At 49.9% G+C, this 18,851-nt stretch carries 18 protein-coding genes; 3 read left to right on the plus strand and 15 right to left on the minus strand.

The window, feature by feature from the left end:
• The 7 genes from TY10_RS25800 to TY10_RS25835 all read right to left on the minus strand — a co-directional run.
• The coding region (locus tag TY10_RS25800) for a N5-glutamine methyltransferase family protein (RefSeq protein WP_042170367.1) at nt 1-522 on the minus strand (522 nt) is incomplete at its 3' end.
• A gap of 26 nt (nt 523-548) precedes the next feature.
• Entirely contained in the window at nt 549-1,619 is a 1,071-nt protein-coding gene (gene prfA, locus TY10_RS25805; protein WP_042170300.1) for a peptide chain release factor 1, read from the minus strand.
• Nucleotides 1,620-1,753: 134 nt separating this feature from the next.
• Nucleotides 1,754-2,395, minus strand: coding sequence for a YcnI family protein (locus TY10_RS25810; protein ID WP_337588390.1), 642 nt, complete (start codon nt 2,393-2,395; stop codon nt 1,754-1,756).
• Between the two features lie 147 nt (nt 2,396-2,542).
• On the minus strand, nt 2,543-4,195 hold the full coding sequence (locus TY10_RS25815; RefSeq protein WP_042170301.1) for a copper resistance CopC/CopD family protein: 1,653 nt from the start codon (nt 4,193-4,195) through the stop codon (nt 2,543-2,545).
• Between the two features lie 235 nt (nt 4,196-4,430).
• Nucleotides 4,431-5,531, minus strand: a complete 1,101-nt coding sequence (gene ychF / locus TY10_RS25820) for a redox-regulated ATPase YchF (protein ID WP_042170303.1) — start codon at nt 5,529-5,531, stop codon at nt 4,431-4,433.
• A 511-nt stretch (nt 5,532-6,042) separates the two neighbouring features.
• Nucleotides 6,043-6,342 carry an immunity 53 family protein gene (locus TY10_RS25830; RefSeq protein WP_042170304.1) on the minus strand — a complete coding sequence of 100 codons (300 nt, stop codon included), beginning with the start codon at nt 6,340-6,342 and terminating at the stop codon, nt 6,043-6,045.
• A gap of 24 nt (nt 6,343-6,366) precedes the next feature.
• Nucleotides 6,367-6,759 carry an Imm50 family immunity protein gene (locus tag TY10_RS25835; RefSeq protein ID WP_042170305.1) on the minus strand — a complete coding sequence of 131 codons (393 nt, stop codon included), beginning with the start codon at nt 6,757-6,759 and terminating at the stop codon, nt 6,367-6,369.
• Nucleotides 6,760-6,885: 126 nt separating this feature from the next.
• Here TY10_RS25835 and TY10_RS25840 point away from each other — a divergent pair, with 126 nt between their 5' ends.
• Nucleotides 6,886-10,020, plus strand: a complete 3,135-nt coding sequence (locus TY10_RS25840) for a hybrid sensor histidine kinase/response regulator (RefSeq protein WP_042170313.1) — start codon at nt 6,886-6,888, stop codon at nt 10,018-10,020.
• Nucleotides 10,021-10,103: 83 nt separating this feature from the next.
• Here TY10_RS25840 and TY10_RS29235 read toward each other — a convergent pair whose 3' ends face one another.
• Nucleotides 10,104-12,356 carry a methyltransferase domain-containing protein gene (locus TY10_RS29235; RefSeq protein ID WP_052350775.1) on the minus strand — a complete coding sequence of 751 codons (2,253 nt, stop codon included), beginning with the start codon at nt 12,354-12,356 and terminating at the stop codon, nt 10,104-10,106.
• Between the two features lie 91 nt (nt 12,357-12,447).
• Nucleotides 12,448-12,870 carry a hypothetical protein gene (locus TY10_RS25850; protein WP_042170316.1) on the minus strand — a complete coding sequence of 141 codons (423 nt, stop codon included), beginning with the start codon at nt 12,868-12,870 and terminating at the stop codon, nt 12,448-12,450.
• A gap of 91 nt (nt 12,871-12,961) precedes the next feature.
• On the opposite strand from TY10_RS25850, the gene TY10_RS31130 reads away from it, so the two are divergent.
• Nucleotides 12,962-13,105, plus strand: a complete 144-nt coding sequence (locus TY10_RS31130) for a hypothetical protein (protein ID WP_202903238.1) — start codon at nt 12,962-12,964, stop codon at nt 13,103-13,105.
• Between the two features lie 62 nt (nt 13,106-13,167).
• On the opposite strand, the gene TY10_RS25855 is transcribed toward TY10_RS31130, so the two are convergent.
• The 3 genes from TY10_RS25855 to TY10_RS25865 form a co-directional block, all read right to left on the minus strand.
• The gene (locus tag TY10_RS25855) at nt 13,168-15,507 is read right to left on the minus strand and encodes an S-layer homology domain-containing protein (protein ID WP_042170320.1); all 2,340 of its coding nucleotides are present in this window, start codon (nt 15,505-15,507) and stop codon (nt 13,168-13,170) included.
• Nucleotides 15,508-15,716: 209 nt separating this feature from the next.
• The gene (gene trxA, locus TY10_RS25860; protein ID WP_042170322.1) at nt 15,717-16,028 is read right to left on the minus strand and encodes a thioredoxin; all 312 of its coding nucleotides are present in this window, start codon (nt 16,026-16,028) and stop codon (nt 15,717-15,719) included.
• A gap of 69 nt (nt 16,029-16,097) precedes the next feature.
• Nucleotides 16,098-16,517, minus strand: a complete 420-nt coding sequence (locus TY10_RS25865) for an RrF2 family transcriptional regulator (protein ID WP_042170326.1) — start codon at nt 16,515-16,517, stop codon at nt 16,098-16,100.
• A gap of 342 nt (nt 16,518-16,859) precedes the next feature.
• Between TY10_RS25865 and TY10_RS25870 the strand changes: the two genes are divergently transcribed.
• On the plus strand, nt 16,860-17,075 hold the full coding sequence (locus TY10_RS25870) for a hypothetical protein (RefSeq protein WP_238328026.1): 216 nt from the start codon (nt 16,860-16,862) through the stop codon (nt 17,073-17,075).
• 197 nt (nt 17,076-17,272) lie between these two features.
• Here the strand turns inward: TY10_RS25870 and TY10_RS25875 are convergent, their stop codons facing one another.
• The 3 genes from TY10_RS25875 to TY10_RS25885 are packed head-to-tail and all read right to left on the minus strand — an operon-like array spanning nt 17,273 to nt 18,627.
• A complete protein-coding gene (locus TY10_RS25875) occupies nt 17,273-17,596 on the minus strand; it encodes a DMT family transporter (RefSeq protein ID WP_042170333.1) in 324 nt (107 codons plus the stop codon).
• A gap of 1 nt (nt 17,597) precedes the next feature.
• Entirely contained in the window at nt 17,598-18,008 is a 411-nt protein-coding gene (locus TY10_RS25880; RefSeq protein WP_063510467.1) for a DMT family transporter, read from the minus strand.
• Between the two features lie 13 nt (nt 18,009-18,021).
• Nucleotides 18,022-18,627, minus strand: a complete 606-nt coding sequence (locus tag TY10_RS25885; RefSeq protein WP_042170335.1) for a TetR/AcrR family transcriptional regulator — start codon at nt 18,625-18,627, stop codon at nt 18,022-18,024.
• Between the last annotated feature and the right edge of the window lie 224 nt (nt 18,628-18,851).

Raw genomic sequence — 18,851 nt, forward strand, 5'->3', positions numbered from 1 at the left:
GACCGCATTCATGCGGGCGACCTCCAGCGCGTCCGGCGACAGATCGGACGCGCTTACGCGCCAGCGCGGACGCTGCGACGCCAGCGTCACGGCGATGGCGCCGCTGCCCGTGCCGACGTCCAGCACGGTCGGCACTGCAGCCCCTTCCGGCGGCCATATGCTATCTGCCGCCTCCAGCACCGCCTCGACGAGCAGCTCCGTCTCGGGGCGCGGAATCAAGACGGCCGGTGTTACCGTAAACGGCCGTCCATAAAACCACTGCTCGCCGATAATATATTGCACCGGCTCGCCTTCCGCCTTCCGGCGCACAGCTTGTACCCAAGCCTCCGCTTTCTCCGGCGGAAACTGCTCAAAGCTCCAGTCGCGAAGCAAGACTGACCGCTCTACCTTCAGTACATGCAGGAGCAGCAGCTCCGCATTGGACCGGGATTCCTCCACGCCATGCCCCGCCAAAAACGAAGAAGCCTGCAAGCAGGCTTCCCTAATGGTATAGGACGGGGCGAAAAATTCCAATTCGCTCATATATGAAATCTCCGCTCTCCTATGGTTTATACGAGTTCTTTGTCCATGATATCCGCTTGCTCAGCAATCGTCAGCGACGATACGATGTCGGCCATGTCGCCGTTCATCACCTGATCTAGCTTGTGCAGCGTCAAGCCGATACGGTGGTCAGTGACCCGGCTTTGCGGAAAGTTGTATGTGCGAATGCGTTCGCTTCGGTCGCCAGTGCCGACCTTGCTTTTCCGCTCGCCTGCATATTTCGCTTCCTCTTCTTGACGACGAATATCATAGATACGGGCGCGCAATACTTGCAGCGCCTTCGCTTTATTGTCGTTTTGCGATTTGCCGTCCTGACAAGTCGCCATAATGCCAGTCGGCACGTGCAGTACACGAACCGCCGACTTGGTCGTATTAACGGACTGGCCGCCTGCGCCGCTAGAGCAGAACGTATCAATCCGGATATCCTTATCGAGAATCTCCACCTCTACCTCTTCAACCTCCGGCATAACCGAAACGGTCGAAGTTGAAGTATGGATGCGCCCGCCGGATTCCGTTACCGGAATACGCTGTACGCGGTGCGCGCCGCTCTCGAACTTCAGCTTGCTGTAGGCGCCCTTGCCGGTAATCATGAAGATTACCTCTTTGAAGCCGCCCAGATCATTCTCGCTCAAATCCATCAGCTCTACGCGCCAGCCTTGGGAATCCGCGAATTTCGTGTACATCCGGTACAGATCGGAAGCGAACAAAGCCGCTTCGTCGCCGCCCGCTGCGCCGCGAATCTCCACGATAACGTTCTTGTCATCATTCGGATCTTTCGGCAGGAGCAAAATTTTGATCATGGCGTCCAGTTCTTCTTTGCGATCAGACAGCTCTTCGATCTCCATTTTCACCATTTCGCGCATTTCGTCATCGAGCTTCTCGCCCTGCATTACTTTTGCGTCGTCCAATTGCGCCGACACTTGCTTATATTCGGTAAAAGCCTCATACGCCTCTTGTAAATCCGATTGTTCCTTGGAATACTCCCGCAGACGCTTCGGATCGCTGGCTACGTCGGGATCGCACAGCAATTCGCTCAGCTTCTCGTAACGGTCGGCCAGTGCTTGTAAACGGTCCAACACTTTTCGTCACCTCTGTTATTTTTCCGCATTAATATCCTTTATTATAGCATAACGATGCAAAGGTTACGACTGGTGTATTTGCCTAACTGCCATAAAAAAGACGAACCAGAGCCGGTTCGTCTTCAGCAAAGCTTTTATTTTTTCTTTTTGGCAGCTGCCGTCACCAGTGCAGCCGCACCTAGAACAACTGCTACGATGGATAAAATAAGCGGCAATTGCGATTGTCCCTCATCCTTCGCCTCGTCGCCTGCTGCGTGAGAAGAGCCGCCTGCTCCATGACCGTCTCCGCCGCCCTCTACCGCAGGAGTAACCTTTTGAACAGATGCAGGTTTATCTGCACCGTCTCCGCCAATCCATTCTACAACGCTGTTATCGCTGTAAGTCTGGTATGCGCGCCATACAAGCTGAGTCGCATCTTCGTTGACTTTGCCGCTCAAACGGAACTCTGTGAATTCCGTCTCAGCCAGTCCCGGACCGTCAGCTGTCCAAGTTACGCTAGCGATGGAGCCGTCAGCGTTTTTCTCGATTTCATGCTTCCAGCCTTGCTTCGGCTCAACGCGGGAAATCGCAGCGCCATCCGCTGCCTTCACTTGTACTTTTATCGTGTTAACACCTTTTGTCTCACTAGGTACGCGAACTGTAAACACCTGATACGAATTGGCCGGAACCTCCGGCGGCTGCACCGTCACATGGGCACTAGCCATTCCGACGAACAGGAATAGGCTAAGACTCAAGCTGACCGATGCGGACACAAGCCACTTTTGCATTTTTTTCATTACTCTGCACAACCCTTCCCGGTTTTTAATCTTTATCTCTCGTTCCCCAGTATAAGGATAGCGGAGTGCTCAGTCATGACTCGATAGGGCTATGACCGGTGAAAAAAATGTGTCCGAATCGCCGCTAATGTCTCCGCCTATATGCTTCTAATAATTCACAAAATCCAACTGCTTCACCATTTCGATATCATCCTGCGTCATAACGCGAATTTCTGCTTTCCACTTCGATGCATACGGAAGGAATGCTCCGGTTGCCTGATAGGAAGTTCTCGCATAGCCCGGATAAGAATCATAGGACTCGTCGTCAAAAGGAGCAAGCGGCACGTCGAGCGGCGCCTCTTCACTGCCTTGCGGATGCAGGCGAAGCACAACAGCTTTTGGCTCACCTGACGCTTCCGGCAGCCAGATTTGCAGCTTCGCTTCATTCTCACCGCCCGGCACGTTTGGCGTAATGCTTAGCGTATAATGCATATCCTCGCCCATCTCATGATGCCGGATCGGCTCATTCGCCGGCAGGGGACTAATATAGGTGAAAATCGCGGCAATGGCGACAATTACGAGCATGAGACCCAGATCGACGCGCAGCAGCCGGCCGTCTGGAATGCCGTTTTTGCTCATCCGAATGCGAAGCCAAGCTCCGGTTCCGATAACAAGCAATGTAAGACCCGATTTGATAGCCAGCAGAATTCCCCATGGCGTCAGCCACAAGTAGGAAAACTTAGGCAGGAAGAGTGTCATCATCAGCACGCCGCTGACGACAAGCGCAGCAAGAGAGATCAGCGCGCCTTTGGAGAAGCTTGCTCCGAACCTTCCAGCTTCTTTCCTGTCTTCAAACCAAAGGACCACAAGAGCCAATAAACCACCGGCCCATACTGCTGCTGCGACCAAGTGAACCCAGTCAGCTGCAAGCGTCAAAATCTTCAAATCGTTAGCAGCAGGATGTCCAATCAAGCTTTCTACGGCCAGTATAATAACTGCCCATAACAGCTTCACATACATAGGCGCCTTCTGAATAACGAAGCCGGCAAGCACAACAACAATGAGCTCCAGCCATGCGCGACCAGTTGCCGTTCCGGTGAACAGCTCTCCCCATGCGCTTAGAGGCTGACCGGCCATAATTTCTTTGGCTTGAATAAAGATGTGGAGCAGCAGCGAGATTAACAACACCCGCAGGGAGAGCAGCAGCAAGCGGCGGTGTACACCGCTGACGGACTCACTAGGATTGCGGTAGACGGCCGACCAAATCATTAACCCTGCCGCAACGAGCAAGGACGCATAGTAAAGAATACGTACCGTAAATAGCAGCCAATTGTCACTTGACAGTCCATGCGAGCCAGAACTGCCGCCAGCGTCGTCATTAAAGGTGGATCCATCCTTCCATTCAGGCGGATTGCCCACTACGAATACATACGAACCGCTAACTGGATGGCCATCCTCCGATACGATATGAAAGGACGCCGTATAGACTCCTTCCTGCAGAGACGGCAGCGCCAGCTTCAGCGTTGACCGATCTTCACTAAGCGTTGGCTTGTCAGAGGTCACTTTCCGCTTTTTAGAATCCAGTACCTGCAGCGACCCTGCACTCGGCTCAATAGCCTCGCTGAAAGACAGCTCAACAAAAGGCGGCGACTCCTTCAGCTTCGCATTCGCCTCCGGAACCCGCTTCTCCAGCGAAGCATGAGCCGAAGCCACCGGCATAAGGGATGGCAGCATGCCAATCACCCAGATGACGGCAAAAACGAGAAGGACAATTTGCGGAAGCCTTCTTGTCTGTTTCCTATTTAATAACTGTTGCTGCATGCGTCAATCACTTCCTTCATTTCTTTCGCGGTTAAGCGCGTTGCAATCTTCAAATACGATATCTTTTACACATCGGCAAAGGGTCATCTTTTTCGCCATCAAGTATAATGCTCCACACTGGATTTGACATGACTCGAAAGAGCTATGGCGAGTAGTAAATCTTATTTTTCACCTGCAACGAAAAGCGGGTACGAAAAAGAAGACCGCAAAGGGTCTTCTTGGTTATACCTATATTCTAGACGTTGAAACGGAAATGCATAACGTCTCCGTCTTTCACGACGTACTCTTTGCCCTCGAGGCGAAGCTGTCCGCGCTCGCGCGCAACGGTCATTGAGCCTGCAGCCGAAAGATCATCAAACGATACAACCTCGGCACGGATAAAGCCGCGCTCGAAGTCTGTATGAATAACGCCTGCCGCTTGCGGCGCTTTCGTGCCTTGACGGATCGTCCAAGCGCGTACCTCTTGCACGCCTGCCGTGAAGTACGTGTACAAGCCAAGCAGCTTGTACGCCGCAGCGATCAGACGGTTCAAGCCAGACTCCTGCAAGCCAAGCTCTTCCAGGAACATTGCTTTATCCTCGCCTTCCAGCTCGGCGATTTCTTCTTCTACACGCGCGCTGATCTGCACGACTTCGGCATTTTCAGCTGCGGCGAATTCACGCACTTTTTGCACGTACTCGTTGTTGCCTGTATCAGCCACTTCAGCTTCGCTTACGTTCGCTGCATACAGCACTGGCTTCATCGTAATGAGATGAAGGTCACGAATGAGCAGACGCTCATCGTCACTCAGATCAAGACTGCGTGCCGGCTTGTCTTCATAAAGAGCCTCTTTGACACGTTCCAGAACTTCAACCTCTTGAGCGATTTTTTTGTCGCCGCCTTTGAGGTTCTTGCGGGAACGTTCGATTTTCCGGTCTACTGAATCGATATCGGCCAGAATCAACTCCAGATTGATCGTCTGAATATCGCCCAGCGGATCAATTTTGCCGTTAACGTGAGTGATGTTCTCGTCTTGGAAGCAGCGAACGACGTGAACGATCGCGTCTACCTCACGGATGTGAGCCAGAAACTTGTTGCCAAGTCCCTCGCCTTTGCTCGCGCCAGCAACCAGACCAGCAATATCGACAAATTCAAAAGCGGTAGGTACGATGCTTTTTGGCGTAACAAGCTCAACCAGTTTATCTAGACGCGGGTCTGGTACTTCTACGACACCAACGTTTGGATCGATCGTACAAAAAGGATAGTTCGCGGATTCAGCGCCCGCTTGCGTAATTGCATTAAACAAAGTCGATTTGCCGACGTTCGGCAGCCCGACGATTCCACATGAAAGTGCCATGTATAAACAGCTCCTTATCTCACTAATTCTTTCGCCATTATACCCGATGGCTCCCTACAATAAAAGCCTTCCAGCACAATACCTGCGCAAAGAGCGGGCTTCGGGAGCTTTTACCTGACTCTAGTACACGACAAAAATATCATCATCTACTGTTCCGTCAAAATTAAATAGCAATTTATAATAGCCTGAGCTATGGCCTAAGTATTCAATATCTAATGAAAGTATTACATGATTGTAATTAAAATCCGGATAATTGTTGCTAAAATGAATAGCAGCCGATCCGATCCCCACTTTTAAATGAGAAGGGTCGAAATTTTTAAAATAGGTATTAAACTCTTCTGGTTCCTCTAATTTATAGGACTCAAAGTTTTCCCAAAAGCAGCTGAAAACTCGCTTTTCGGCGTTATGGTCTATCATCCATTGTTTTAGAGTATCAAACTCAAACAAGTTATTTTCCGTAATTATCTTCCATTCCCCCGTCAGATTATTTATTTCTCTAATTAATGAATATCTAATCTTTCTCTGTACTTAAAGCCCACTGCCTGAAATAATTTAATATTTCTTCTAAGTTCTTTGCCCCACCTGATCCATGAAATGTTCCATCTCGAACGATACAGTAATACCAGTCTTCTTCATCTCTTTCAATTTCTATAGGTTCAAAGTGCTCATCTTCTAAACATGTATCAATTAGGTTAATTTCCACATACCATCCTGGATTGTCGACTGTATCAATTTTAACTCCGTAAGTATGCTCCCAATCACCATCACAATTTTCGTAATACCAATTTTGAATCCACTTTAATAGGTCCATCTTCATCGCCTTTTCTTTGAAATTTCATTCTGGCATGCCATTACAATAGCTAGTAACAGTTTGAATCATTCCTGCTCCGGCTTTTATAACAGCATTAACTGTTCCAATTATTTTGACGACAATTAAATCTGCTTCATTTTTAAAAATTTCAATGTCAGCCCTGTAGTCAGATATACCAGAGCCCAGTGTAACTTCTTGTATTCCCCATAAGTCAATCCTAACAGCAACAGTATTTCCTCCAAGCTCCACCCACTTCTTGGGCGGCATTTCAGCATAATGAGGCATATCAAATTTAACTTCAACAATACGTCCTTCATCGCGAATGTTTATTTCAGCAATTCGGACATCCTTGAGTTCAGGTACCTGTCCATACAGACTAACTAAAAATATGTTGCTTTCTAAAGCTTCACACCACATCTCTTAACCGCCTTCTATTTCTTAACTAGATAATGCTTGGTCTAGCAGTCACTTCTCTATAATAAACTTTTTCATAATATAATAGGTTTTAGGAGTTATTAGAGCAATAAAGGAAACGATCTGAACATGTCGAAATTATCTTTTACTATGACTAGGATAACGAACAAAACCATTCTAACGTACATTCTTTCTTTTCTCCTATTCCTTACCATCCTGCTCGGCATGCGCCTGTTATGGTCCGATTTCTTCAAGGTACCCGCCCATCCCTCTGCGAGTCAGGGCGTTATTGACCTGCGAGGCTGGGACTTTAATAATTCCCCTACCCTTACCTTAAACGGGCAGTGGGAATTTTACCCTGGAGCCTTCCACTCCTCCCAGAACAGGCCGGCAGCAGGGGAACAACCTACCTATGTCCAAGTTCCCGGGGATTGGAGCAGTGCGCTGGCGGACAACTCTAAATCCTCATTCGGCAGCGGCACTTATCATCTACGTATCTTGGTCGATCCCGTTAAGGAAATCGATTATGCGTTCTGGCTTCAGGACATTCAGGCTTCCTCCAGAGTAGAAATTAACGGCCAGCTGGAAAAGTCCTTCGGCATTCTGGCTGACAACGCTGAAGACTACATGCCAAGAAATATTTCATATACAGCCTCCTATGCGGCAAAAAATCAAGGGGAGCTGGAGCTTTTCATTCAAGCCGCTAACTTCGACCATCCGTACGAAGGAGGCATCACCCGTTCTGTTCGATTCGGATCGCAGGCGTCGATGGACAACGAGCGTCTATATTCGATCGCCTTTCAATTCATCACGTTTACCGTCCTGCTTCTACACGGGCTGTACGCCTGTATCCTGTTCTCGTTCAACCCGCGGGAGTGGTCGTTTCTCGTGTTCTTCCTGCTGCTAGTAACGGCCAGCGTCACCATCGTTTCCGATCACGAGAGCCTGCTGCTGCTATGGACTCCCGTATCCTACGCCTGGGGACTGAAGATCAGGATGCTCTCTTATCTTTGGCTGTCCTTCTTCATCCTGCTGCTTGGAAGGAGCTTTTCCGGTTATTTTGCAGGCCGCAAAACCTTTTACGGGTATATCGCGGCGCTTATCCTGTATTCATCTTTTATACTGGCAGCCAATCCGCCGCTCATTTACTTCACGTTCGAAAACCATATTTTCGTGTTTTTCTATTTGTTGCCGTTAATCTGGTTCGTTACCATCATCATAAATATGGTCATCAAGCAGCAAAAGGACGCCATTTATTTATTATTCGCAGCCTTGGGTCTTCTATCGAGCGTCATTTGGGGCGCTCTCAATAATAGTCTGGAGCTTAGCGACATCTACTATCCGCTAGATGTCATTGCAGCGATAATCGGTTTTTCCGCGTACTGGTTCAAGGGCTATTTCCGCAATGCCACCGAGAATAAAAAGCTGAATGCACAGCTTCTAGAAGCCGATAAGCTGAAGGATCAGTTTCTCGCCAACACTTCTCACGAGTTGCGAACACCGCTGCACGGCATTATTAGTATCGCAGAAAGTGTCGCAGAGAGAGAGAAGCACGCAATGACCGGAAGAAGCTCGAAGGACATGGAGCTGCTCGTTACGATCGGCAGGAGAATGTCTTATTTGCTGAATGACCTCCTGGATACAGTTAGACTGCGGGAAAAACGAATCGTCCTGAACGCGGAGCCGCTGCCCTTCCCGTCAGTCGTTTCCGGCGTATTCAGTATGCTTGGCTATATGATCGAGGGGAAATCTGTTCAGCTTCGCCTGCTTGCCCCCGCTACACTGCCGCCTGTCTGGGCCGATGAAAAAAGGCTGGTGCAGGTCATGTTCAACTTGCTGCACAATGCGCTCAAGCACACAGAGGCTGGAACCGTAACCGTCTCGGCAAATAGCCGCAACGGCCAGCTTTTCATCGAAGTAGCCGATACGGGGAGCGGAATGGACAAGGAATTGCTGTCACGCCTCTTCCTGCCATACGAGCATGGAACTGATGGCGGAGGGGGCATTGGTCTTGGCCTCAGCATCAGCAAGCAGCTTGTAGAGCTCCACGGCGGTGAATTGACGGTACGCTCGGAACTTGGCAAAGGCTCGACATTCCGGTTCGCGCTGCCGCTCGCAGAATTGTCTGCCGCTGCTGTCCATGACAATGACAATTCGTCGAACATGTTAAAAGAGTCGTCAGCGGAAATTGCCGTCGCCCGGGGATTTGCCGACGTTTCCGGCAGTGCATGGCCTTCCAGCCAGCCTATGCTTTCCCTGCCAGCAGGAGAAAGCACAGCTACCATACTCGCTGTCGATGACGATTTGGTTAATCTGAAAGTATTGGCCGGCATTCTTTCAACGGAGCCTTATGAGATTCATTTTGCCACCTCTGCTGAGGAAGCTTTGGCTTTGCTTAGCGCGAAACCATGGGATTTGCTCATTACAGATGTCATGATGCCCCACGTCTCTGGTTATGAATTGACGAAAAAAGTACGGGAACGCTATTCACCATCCGAGCTTCCGGTATTGCTGCTGACCGCCCGCAGCGAACCGACCGACATTTATACCGGCTTCCAGGCCGGGGCCAATGACTATGTGACGAAGCCGCTGGACGCAACCGAATTAAAGTACCGCATCTGGTCGCTCACGACGCTGAAGCAATCGGTTAATGAAAGAGTCCGTATGGAAGCCGCCTATTTGCAGGCGCAGATCCATCCTCATTTCCTGTTCAATACGCTTAATTCAATTATGGCTCTCAGCCATATCGATCCGGACCGGATGTTTACGCTAGGCGAAGCATTTACCTCCTATTTGCGAATTAGCTTCCACTTTCTTAACTCCGGCAAGCTGGTCTCGCTCTCGCATGAGCTTGAGCTTGTAAGAGCTTATTTGCATATTGAGAAAGAGCGCTTTGAAGAGAAGCTCACTGTCATATGGGAACTTGATCAGGAGGATAAAATGGTTCTCCCCCCGCTGACGCTTCAGCCGCTTGTCGAGAACGCCGTAAGGCATGGCATCATGAGCCGCTCAAGGGGAGGCACCATCCATATTCGGATTCACAAGGACGGCGGGTTCACCCGATTTGAAGTGTCGGATGACGGGAGAGGCATGAAGAAGGAGAAGCTCGACTCCCTTCTACTTCCGCGAAGCAAGAACGAAGATGGAGGCATCGGATTGTTCAATACCAACCGGCGCCTGACACAGTTGTATGGGCAAGGCTTGTCCATTGACAGCACGCCTGATCAGGGAACGACGGTATCTTTTCAAATCCCGAGCTCGTAGCAAAATATAATCAGCAACAAAGAACGCTTGAATCTCCAAGCGTTCTTTGTTCATTTATTAAGACTAGCCATCAGTTAGTCAAGCTACGTCCGCTTTTTCCGGCATACAGCAATGACATACATCGGTTCCGTGCTTTTGAATTGCGACAGCGGAATCGGCTGATGGCCTTGCGGTTCCATAATCCGGCTGGCCTCCCGCCCCTGTTCAAGCCCGCTCATCTGGCGAAGCCAGTTCAGCGAAGCGAACCGGGAATCGTCAACCGGATTTTGCCCATACATCGCTTCAATATCATAATGAACCAGCAATTCACCGGCTAATTCTGCCGTTCGATATTCGAAGCGGTGGAACAGATTGAACGGCTGCTCTTCATAATACAGCGGCGGATTCGTTACCGTCCGGTTAGGCGTAGAGACGATGAACAACCCTCCTGCTTTCAGTACGCGCGCAGATTCGGCAATCCATGCCGCTCCCTGATCCACATGCTCGATGGTCTCGAAGGAGATGACCGCATCGAACTCCTCATCTGCAAAAGGCAATGCCAGAACATCAGCAGTTGCAAAACGAACCCCTGCTCTGCTATAATCCCGTTCCGCCAAACGCACTGAATCCGAGTCTACGTCAACGCCCAGCACCTCAACCGCGCCAGCCTGACTTAGCATTGCCGAACCGTATCCCGCTCCGCAGGCGGCATCCAGTACGCGCAGACCATTGACGTAGCGGCAGGCCAGCTCATACCTGGACAGATGCTCCTCATACACATCGGCATAATGCGTCTTCACCTCTTGATTGACGACAAGCCTCTCTCCGCTGAAGCGGACGTCGTTTTGTTCAGCAAGCGGCTTCACGCTTGAATCGGACTGCTCTGGCGTATCTGCCAAAACGCTCACGCGACTGTCCGCGGTGATTTGCCCATATACGGAAAATCGGCTTGACGTCAAGCGGCCAGTCACATCGTACTTCGTATCTATCATCCGCTCCAGCGCTGCGAATTCAACCTCGCTAATTCTTTTGTCGCGGTTCTCTCTTCCGTCTTCCTGCAAATGAATCGAGAGATTGATCAAGCCGGCCGCCTCATAACGCTCCTGAACCTGTTCAATGGCATACGTTCCTTCCCCCTGGAACCCCGTTTTCCCATCCAGAGGATTTAAGTAGCGCAGCAGGTTCCGGTAATAGTGACGATTGTCGAAATCTCCCGCGAGCCAGCCGCCCGGCTTGAGCAGCACACTTAGCAACTGCAGCTTCTCAACCGATGCACCCCATTGCGCTTCGCCGATTACGATGCCGTCAAGCGTGCCGGGAGCGATTGCCCATTGCGACAGTTCATCTCCTGCCAGCAGTTGAACACCCGAGGCAGCTGCGACTCGGGACGCCTCCGCATTGCGCTCCAGACCGAACAGCTCTGCGCCAGGATAAAAGCTTTTCAATCGAAGCAGTGTAGCGCCGCACCCGCAGCCGAGCTCCAGAAGCTTGAAAGCCCCTCCTGAAGAAGCGACTTCACTTCCCCTTGCGGGAAGCTTAGCCTCTCTTTCCACCAGTCCCGCAATGTCTATGCGAATCAGAAGCCCTTGTTCCGCCGAAAAATCCCATTTTTCTCGGAAAATCCGACTGTTCTTCTCAAATGTTCTTACGTACAGCTGCTCCTCCTCACGGAAGCTGGCACTGCCGTAATGATGGATGAACGTATCCTTGCACAACATCAGCTTATAGCCGGCAAGCTTCAGCCGGATCGAATAATCGTCATCCTCGAAGTTGCCAACACCAAATCTCTCGTCCAATTCACCTGTCACTTCATAGGCCTCTCGCTTGAGCAGCATGCAGTAGCCGACCAGCTTGATCCTCTCTTCCCAGCTCCCTTGATGTGTGCCTGGTGCCTTGCTAGAGCCTCTTAGTGCTACAGCAAACTGATCCAACTCCTCTAAGGTCGTATAAGAAGCAGGAATTGTACTCCAGTATGAAGCCGAGTTCGTCACCGGCCCGACCGCTCCAACGGCAGCATCGCTCGTCAGGCAGCTCTGCAAGCCGGTCAGCCAGCCCGGGGTAACTAGCGTATCATTGTTTAATAACAGCAAAAAAGAGCCTGCAGCATGCTGAAGCCCCTGATTGCAGGCTTTAGGAAAGCCTGCGTTATCCTTATTTGCAATTACTTTCACGTCGTTCTGCTCTGCAGCCCACGCGGCTGTTCCGTCATCCGAGCCATTGTCGACCAGAATCAGCTCGTAGCTTCCGGCAGCCGTATTTCTTCTAATACTGTCGATGCATTGCTTCGTGAGCGTCAATTGATTGCGGGTAACGATAACAATACTCGTTATGCCATTCTGGTCATACGCTGCATCCATGTCACAAGCCCCCTATCCAACTAGCTTATGACATCAGCATATGTAAGCTTAAGCTTATCCGTATAGACGTTATCCTCAGTGCTCCCCGCGATTACCTGTACCTTTTTTCAGCAAAGGAATATCCGAACAAATAGCCCGCCAGCACGATAACCATTAGATGAATACGATCATCAAGCACCATACGCAGCGCAGCATTAACGTAACCGGTTGCTCCCGTGTACAGCTGTACGCTATTTATAGCTAGCACATAGCAGCCAACCACCAGCAGCAACGACAGTATCAGCGTCCAGAACGTTTCCCTTATACGCAGCCACAATTGAGCTCCGGATAATAGATGAAAGCTGATGCCAAAGGCAAACAGCATGCCGTATTGTACGAATAAATACTTATTGGTAACGGCCTCGTCTCCGTTATGTAATAACATTTCATTGCTAAGATGAACAATTACGAAGCTGAAAACCGCAAACAATACAAAAACCAAATAACGGTAAAATGATCGATTCAAACGCACCATCTACACTCCTCGTTAGTTAAACTGTCTAATGCGGCGAATGCCTCACCTTGCTATGGAAATAATACTGGAGCAAAGGAGGTGCATGCAACCGATGGAAAATAAGAACCATAAAGGCAATTATAAAGGGACAACGGCTATGAAAGCAAAAAATCAGGATATGGCTTTCGTCAACGATAATGTAGAGGATACCAAATCCGTTACTAATTTTACAGCAGATAAGAAAAAATCCGACTAATGGCACCAATAAAACGCCGACCCCGCGTCCATCTTGCTCGCGGGGCGGCGTTTTCTATTTTCTTAATTGCGCAGCGGCGCTTCTTGCAGATCGGCCCGCGATTGCAGGAAACGGAAAAAGGCCGCTGACGCTTCCGCACGACTCACTTGCTTCTCCGGTGCGAAATTGCCATTAGACAACGTCATAATACCAAGACCAACGACGATTGCCGCCTGGCCCTTCTTTTCAACTTTGGCAGCGTCCTTGAACTCAATGCGGAATAATTGATCATAGTTGGCAAGGGTATTGTAGCCCAAAGCCCGTACAATCAACTCCGCCATCTCTTCACGGTCCACTTTACCTTCGGGATTGAAAGTTCCATCCCCGATGTCGATCAGATTTTGCTGCAAGGCCGATTCGACATAGACGTAATAGCTCGAGCTTGTCGCCACGTCATTGAAGGAAGCACGTGCTGCGGTATCACCGGCAGCAAACATCGGCTTGTGCCCGCTATTCATAGCCAGTACCAACATCTTGATCAGCTCGCCGCGCGTCACAATGGCATTCGGACGAACCTTGCCGTCTTTCACATCAAGTGCTTTATAAGCGACCATCAGCTCCAACTGGCGCTGCGCCCAATGCCCGTTGACATCCGTCGCCTGAGGCTTCTCCAGTTGTGTCACTTCGCCGGTATCGCTGTTGCGCCAGCTGCCGGTCTCAGCATCCAGAAACACCGCTTCGTCAATTAGTCTTGGCACCATCCGATAGACCAGCTGCGCTTCGGTCTTATATTCCACTTCGTTCGCTTGCACTTCTCCGGCTGCAAGCATCACTTTATACTTCTCAGTTGGAATTGGCTGTCCTCGCCATATATACTGCTGAGCCAAATAGTACGTAAGCTGGGTGCGATAATACGTGAGCCATTTCTCAGTAGCCTGTTTGTCGCCAATCAGATTCGGCGCTTTGCTCGGATATGCGTAATCCGACAGCGAAGACTCGAAGTTGCGCACTTCTCCCGTCTTCCCGTCTACCGATACGCTTACACGATCATAGGACACCGTTGCGCCATTGACTTTGTGTACAAAGCCGAAATAGTAAGCATCAAACGCTGCGGCTTTCTCCGGGCTGTATTGATCTTTATTGGGCTCAACCAAATACAATTCATTAGCTGCCCATGGCAATTGCTTTTTGACCGTCTCGATCGCCGTTGCTTTCGCCTGCTCCAATGTGACGGTAGCTTTGGTGTCGTCCCCATATAGATAGCAGTTGAAACTAACGATAACGCCGGTATCGCTATCCACCGTTGCATATGCAGAACCAGTCTCCTGGTTATTGCTTGCAATCGTCCAGCTAATGTTCCAGTTCGCATTAGTTCTGCCGGTTCTTTCATTTGCGTACTCGTTATAGCTTGTGCTCGTGACCTTCGCCCCAGCAGGCAGCTTGAAAGCAGCCGTCACCTTCGCAATGGCACCCTGCTCGGTCAGGCTTGCACCTTTTTTCGGTGCCTCTCCAAGCGGTTTATCCGCTACAGGCGATGGGGAGACGGCCTCTGTCCGGCTTCCATACATCTCTGGAAGCAGCTTGCCGTCGGTTGCCTGAATAGTCATCGTTTCCAGTCCATAGCTAAGAGCCGGCTTCGTATTTTTTTGAGCGCCATAAGGCAAAATATAAGTTAATACAGGCTTAGCCAGCTCACTCAGCTTGGCATTCGCTTCTTGCAAAGACAGCATTTTATCAACTTTCGGGAACTCGATTGTACTATCCCATACGAGTGAATATCGTACGACATGACCCTCGCTATCGACCTCGAGCTCGATATAGTTGTCGACATAGCTAATACCGTTGACAATCCGGTCATAGCGGATGGAATGCCGTACCTCTCCCGTCAGCGGAGGGAGCAATTGCACGCCGTAATCAGGATTGTACTGTACCTGATCCTTATAGGCAGGAGCTATCGTGTTAATATAAGCTTTGGCGATTTCAAGCGCCTGAGACCGTTCAACCTTCAGCGGATAAGAGGGCTTCGAGTTGGCATCGTCTACATACGAATTGAATTCCAGCAATTGGCCGCTGTCTGCACTAATGCGCGCGTAGATGCTGCCTTTATGCTTGCCATTGACCTTCTTCACGAAATCCAGCGACCATGCGCCGCGTTTGCCGCCTGCCAGCAAATCCGTTGAGTAGGAAGCTCCCTGCAGCGTGTACTCCTTCGGAATGTTTACCAGTTCACGGGCGAGTGAAGTTGCTTTTTCTTTGGATACGGCTACATTAATCGGTTCTCCTGCATTCTCCTTATCCACATTGACCGCCTCCCCAGACACGGCCGCCGGCCCCGCCGGCGTGTCCGCAAATGCTGCCGCAGGCAGACTGCTGACCATCATAACAGCGACCGCCATCGCTACCCAGCGCTTTCTGTTCTTCATATTGAAATACCACCCTCCATCAATGAATAGCTTGCGCCTTCTTAATGTGTATCCAACATTTACGCCCAACAATTATGTAAGCAGTCTTGGTGTAAGTTTACAATTGATCAATCTTTAGACGCGATGATTCAGATGGAAGTTGCGACCAGCTGCGAAAAAAAGCCGCGCGATCGCAGGTTGCGATTCGCGCGGCTTTCGTCGCGTCCGGCTTACAGTTGGCTCGAAATTTTTGCTTTCAGAGCGTCTTTGCTTTGCAGGCCGACCATTTTGTCAACCGGTTGACCGTCTTTGAACAGGATCAGCGTAGGAATGCTCATTACACCGAATTGGGAAGCCAGTTCAGGCTGCTCGTCAACGTTGATTTTACCGATCGTTGCTTGGCCGTCAAGCTCAGTTGCCAATTCTTCAACGATTGGAAGCTGCATTTTACAAGGTCCGCACCATGGCGCCCAGAAATCTACCAAAGATACTCCGCTTTCTACGCTGGATTGAAAGTTGTCTTTCGTCAATGCTACTGCCATTGTTAATCATCCTTTCGAGATAAAGTTATTATAAAGGGAAATACCCGTTACACCGTACTTGTGAATCAGCTATCCGCATGCGTGGATTTGGCTCAGCACATCCTGAATCGTAATTCCTGTGAAATGTGATTCAAGCTGCTTTTCCGCTTTGCAAAAAATACCGAACATCACTTCGTTCATATTCGAGCCAACGACGCAATCCATGCCCGGATCTCCCGTGCACCAGCTCGGAATTAACGAGCCTTGCGCCATTACCTTGTATATGTCGCCTAAAGTGACGACGTTCGGATCAATGGTCAGCTTGTATCCGCCTCCCGCGCCTTCGCGCGTATCGACGTATCCGGCTTTGCGCAATCCGCTCATTACTTTACGTACCCGGGCGGAGTGCGTTCCGACGTTATCGGCGATCATCTCGCTGCTGGCCATCCGCTCAGGCAGATAAGCTAAGTACACGAGACTGTGTACGGCAATCGTAAATTCGCTGTTCAATGTGAACGGCCTCCCTGCTTCATACTGTAATATTATCAATTACAGTTACTCTTGTCAATAGCCAGGCCGCCCGAATGCTCACTTAGGTTGCGATTTGTACGTTTCGTTTATACGCTCAGCGCCGGAAGGCTCTATTTCCTTTATTTTATTGGCTGCGGATATTGCAGCTGTTGTCCTGATTATGTGTCCAAGCTTACGCCGATCATTTTACCATTATTCCCAAGATCACACCATGACTATTAGATTTTTTTCAATCAAACTGCCAGCAGCTGTCATGTTTGCACCAGCCTGCGGAATACATATGTACGGAATGGCTACTCTGTGCAAGGCGGGGAGGTGCGCATGATGGCACTGCTATGGTGGAAAAAGTGGATCGCCATCAGAACCGAAGGCGGTTCTCGGGCTGATCTGATTGACAGACTTCAAGCACACTTCAAAGAGAATGGAGTGAAATCGAAAATAACGCTGGAAGACCATGGTCTGAAACGAATTCATGTCCTGCAGCAGGATGAAAGCCGGGCAAGGGAATTGCTCGCAACGTTCGACGGGGAGCACTAATCCCTTCTTTCTGGCCCTATACGCTAGTGAAATACCGCAGCATCGGTCTGAAGCCCGAAGCTTTACCCATTCCGCATTCCCTCTAAGGGCGGCGCCAGCGCTTATGTGGCTGCCGCCCGCTTTTTGCTTCAAAAAAAAGACCAGACATCGGAATGAACTATTCCGTCGTCTGGTCTTCTCTCTTGAGTCGAGGGGACTTAGTGACTGCCGCCCGTCATTTTCAACCCAATAACACCTATAATAATTAAGCCTACGAAGAAGAGCTTCTTCCAGCTCCGTGAATCGCCGAACAGTACCATGCCCAGCAGCACGCTTCCGACTGCACCAATTCCCGTCCAGATGCCATAGCCGGTGCTGAGAGGAATGCCCTCCAGCGCTTTGGAGAGCAGGTAAAAGCTGAAGAAACCGAAAACTACAGCTCCGACGGTCCCTTTCCATTTGCGGAACCCGTCCGACAGCTTCATTGAAGTAACGCCCCCGACTTCTGCTATGCCGGATAAAATCAGAAATAACCATGCCATGTTATGCCCTCTCCTTTCCGGAAGCTGCCTCCGAAGCAGATAAGCTTATTCCGTTGCGAGTTGTTGAATCTGTTTTATCCTTCTTGTCTTCCGCTTTATCTCCCGATACCAGCTTCAATCCGACAATACCAATAACAAGAATGCCCAGGAACATCAGTTTGAGCGGATCGGCAGAATCGCCGAGCGCGATGCCAAGAATAACGGTGCCTACCGTACCAATCCCAGTAAAGATCGCATACGCGGTCCCGATTTCAATATATCGCATGACGCGGGCCAGCAGCATGAAGCTGATAACGATAAGAATAACGGTAATCACACTTGGAACCAGTACCGTAAAGCCCTTGGACTCCTTCAAGCCAAACGTCCAGCCTACCTCTAACAAACCAGCCAATATCAAATAAACCCAAGCCATAATGATTCTCCTCCTAAACCGCCAATGTCCACATTCGCATTAACGACTCGCCTATTATTCGTTTTCTTTCCTGATACAAGGAGTCCTCATAAAGCTGATACTCCACCAATAAACCGTCTATAGCGTTATAAAACTGTGCAGTCATTCGTGCTGCATCTTGTCTGGGAAACAACTCTTCCTCCATACCCTGTATAAATAATTGCTCCAATTGCACATTCAATTCTGATTCAAAGGCAATAAAGCTGATCCGCAGCTGATCACGCAAATGGCGGGGCGGCACCAGCATAGAACGCTTTAGAAAAGATTGGCCGGCCGTCAGTTGACTGAAATCGGTGAAAAAATCAAATGCTTGCTGTATGTTCTCCTTAGCGGTCCTTTCTGCGGAAACCCTAAAGCATTCCCGAAAGGCTTCCCGTTCCTCGGCGATGCCTTGTTCACATAATTGGAGGAACAACTGCTCCTTCGATTTGAAATGTGCGTAGATGGATGGCGTCTTAATGCCTACCACTTTGGCAATCTCCGACATCGATGTCCCTTCATATCCGGAATCGGCAAACATCGTCAAAGCCGCTTGTATAATCTTTTCCGACGTCGTCTTCCCACTCGAAGGCGGCTGCATGGGGATCAACCCTTTCTCGTTTTCATTGGCTGAAGCAGCCTGAACGTTAATAATGTTCCCTTACCTAACGAACGTTAGTCTCACGCTATTTTATGACCTTCCCGTATAAAAGTCAACCCCTGGACAAGCCTTTTCACCGAACTTTCGCAATGCGCAAAAAGCCCCGCACATACAGACGGCTATGCCGCCTGCTGAGCGAGGCTTTACTTCGTATTTGTATCGGC

This window comes from Paenibacillus gorillae, assembly GCF_000513275.1.
GTDB classification, from domain to species: Bacteria; Bacillota; Bacilli; order Paenibacillales; family Paenibacillaceae; genus Pristimantibacillus; species Pristimantibacillus gorillae.

What these genes read in the sequence shown, in the direction of transcription:
- TY10_RS25810 (WP_337588390.1), bottom strand. Translation starts at nt 2,395, where the DNA reads ATGAAAAAAATGCAAAAGTGGCTTGTGTCCGCATCGGTCAGCTTGAGT.
- TY10_RS25815 (WP_042170301.1), bottom strand. Translation starts at nt 4,195, where the DNA reads ATGCAGCAACAGTTATTAAATAGGAAACAGACAAGAAGGCTTCCGCAA.
- ychF (WP_042170303.1), bottom strand. Translation starts at nt 5,531, where the DNA reads ATGGCACTTTCATGTGGAATCGTCGGGCTGCCGAACGTCGGCAAATCG.
- TY10_RS25830 (WP_042170304.1), bottom strand. Translation starts at nt 6,342, where the DNA reads ATGGACCTATTAAAGTGGATTCAAAATTGGTATTACGAAAATTGTGAT.
- TY10_RS25835 (WP_042170305.1), bottom strand. Translation starts at nt 6,759, where the DNA reads ATGTGGTGTGAAGCTTTAGAAAGCAACATATTTTTAGTTAGTCTGTAT.
- TY10_RS25840 (WP_042170313.1), top strand. Translation starts at nt 6,886, where the DNA reads ATGTCGAAATTATCTTTTACTATGACTAGGATAACGAACAAAACCATT.
- TY10_RS29235 (WP_052350775.1), bottom strand. Translation starts at nt 12,356, where the DNA reads ATGGATGCAGCGTATGACCAGAATGGCATAACGAGTATTGTTATCGTT.
- TY10_RS25850 (WP_042170316.1), bottom strand. Translation starts at nt 12,870, where the DNA reads ATGGTGCGTTTGAATCGATCATTTTACCGTTATTTGGTTTTTGTATTG.
- TY10_RS31130 (WP_202903238.1), top strand. Translation starts at nt 12,962, where the DNA reads ATGGAAAATAAGAACCATAAAGGCAATTATAAAGGGACAACGGCTATG.
- TY10_RS25855 (WP_042170320.1), bottom strand. Translation starts at nt 15,507, where the DNA reads ATGAAGAACAGAAAGCGCTGGGTAGCGATGGCGGTCGCTGTTATGATG.
- trxA (WP_042170322.1), bottom strand. Translation starts at nt 16,028, where the DNA reads ATGGCAGTAGCATTGACGAAAGACAACTTTCAATCCAGCGTAGAAAGC.
- TY10_RS25870 (WP_238328026.1), top strand. Translation starts at nt 16,860, where the DNA reads ATGATGGCACTGCTATGGTGGAAAAAGTGGATCGCCATCAGAACCGAA.
- TY10_RS25875 (WP_042170333.1), bottom strand. Translation starts at nt 17,596, where the DNA reads ATGGCATGGTTATTTCTGATTTTATCCGGCATAGCAGAAGTCGGGGGC.
- TY10_RS25880 (WP_063510467.1), bottom strand. Translation starts at nt 18,008, where the DNA reads ATGGCTTGGGTTTATTTGATATTGGCTGGTTTGTTAGAGGTAGGCTGG.
- TY10_RS25885 (WP_042170335.1), bottom strand. Translation starts at nt 18,627, where the DNA reads ATGCAGCCGCCTTCGAGTGGGAAGACGACGTCGGAAAAGATTATACAA.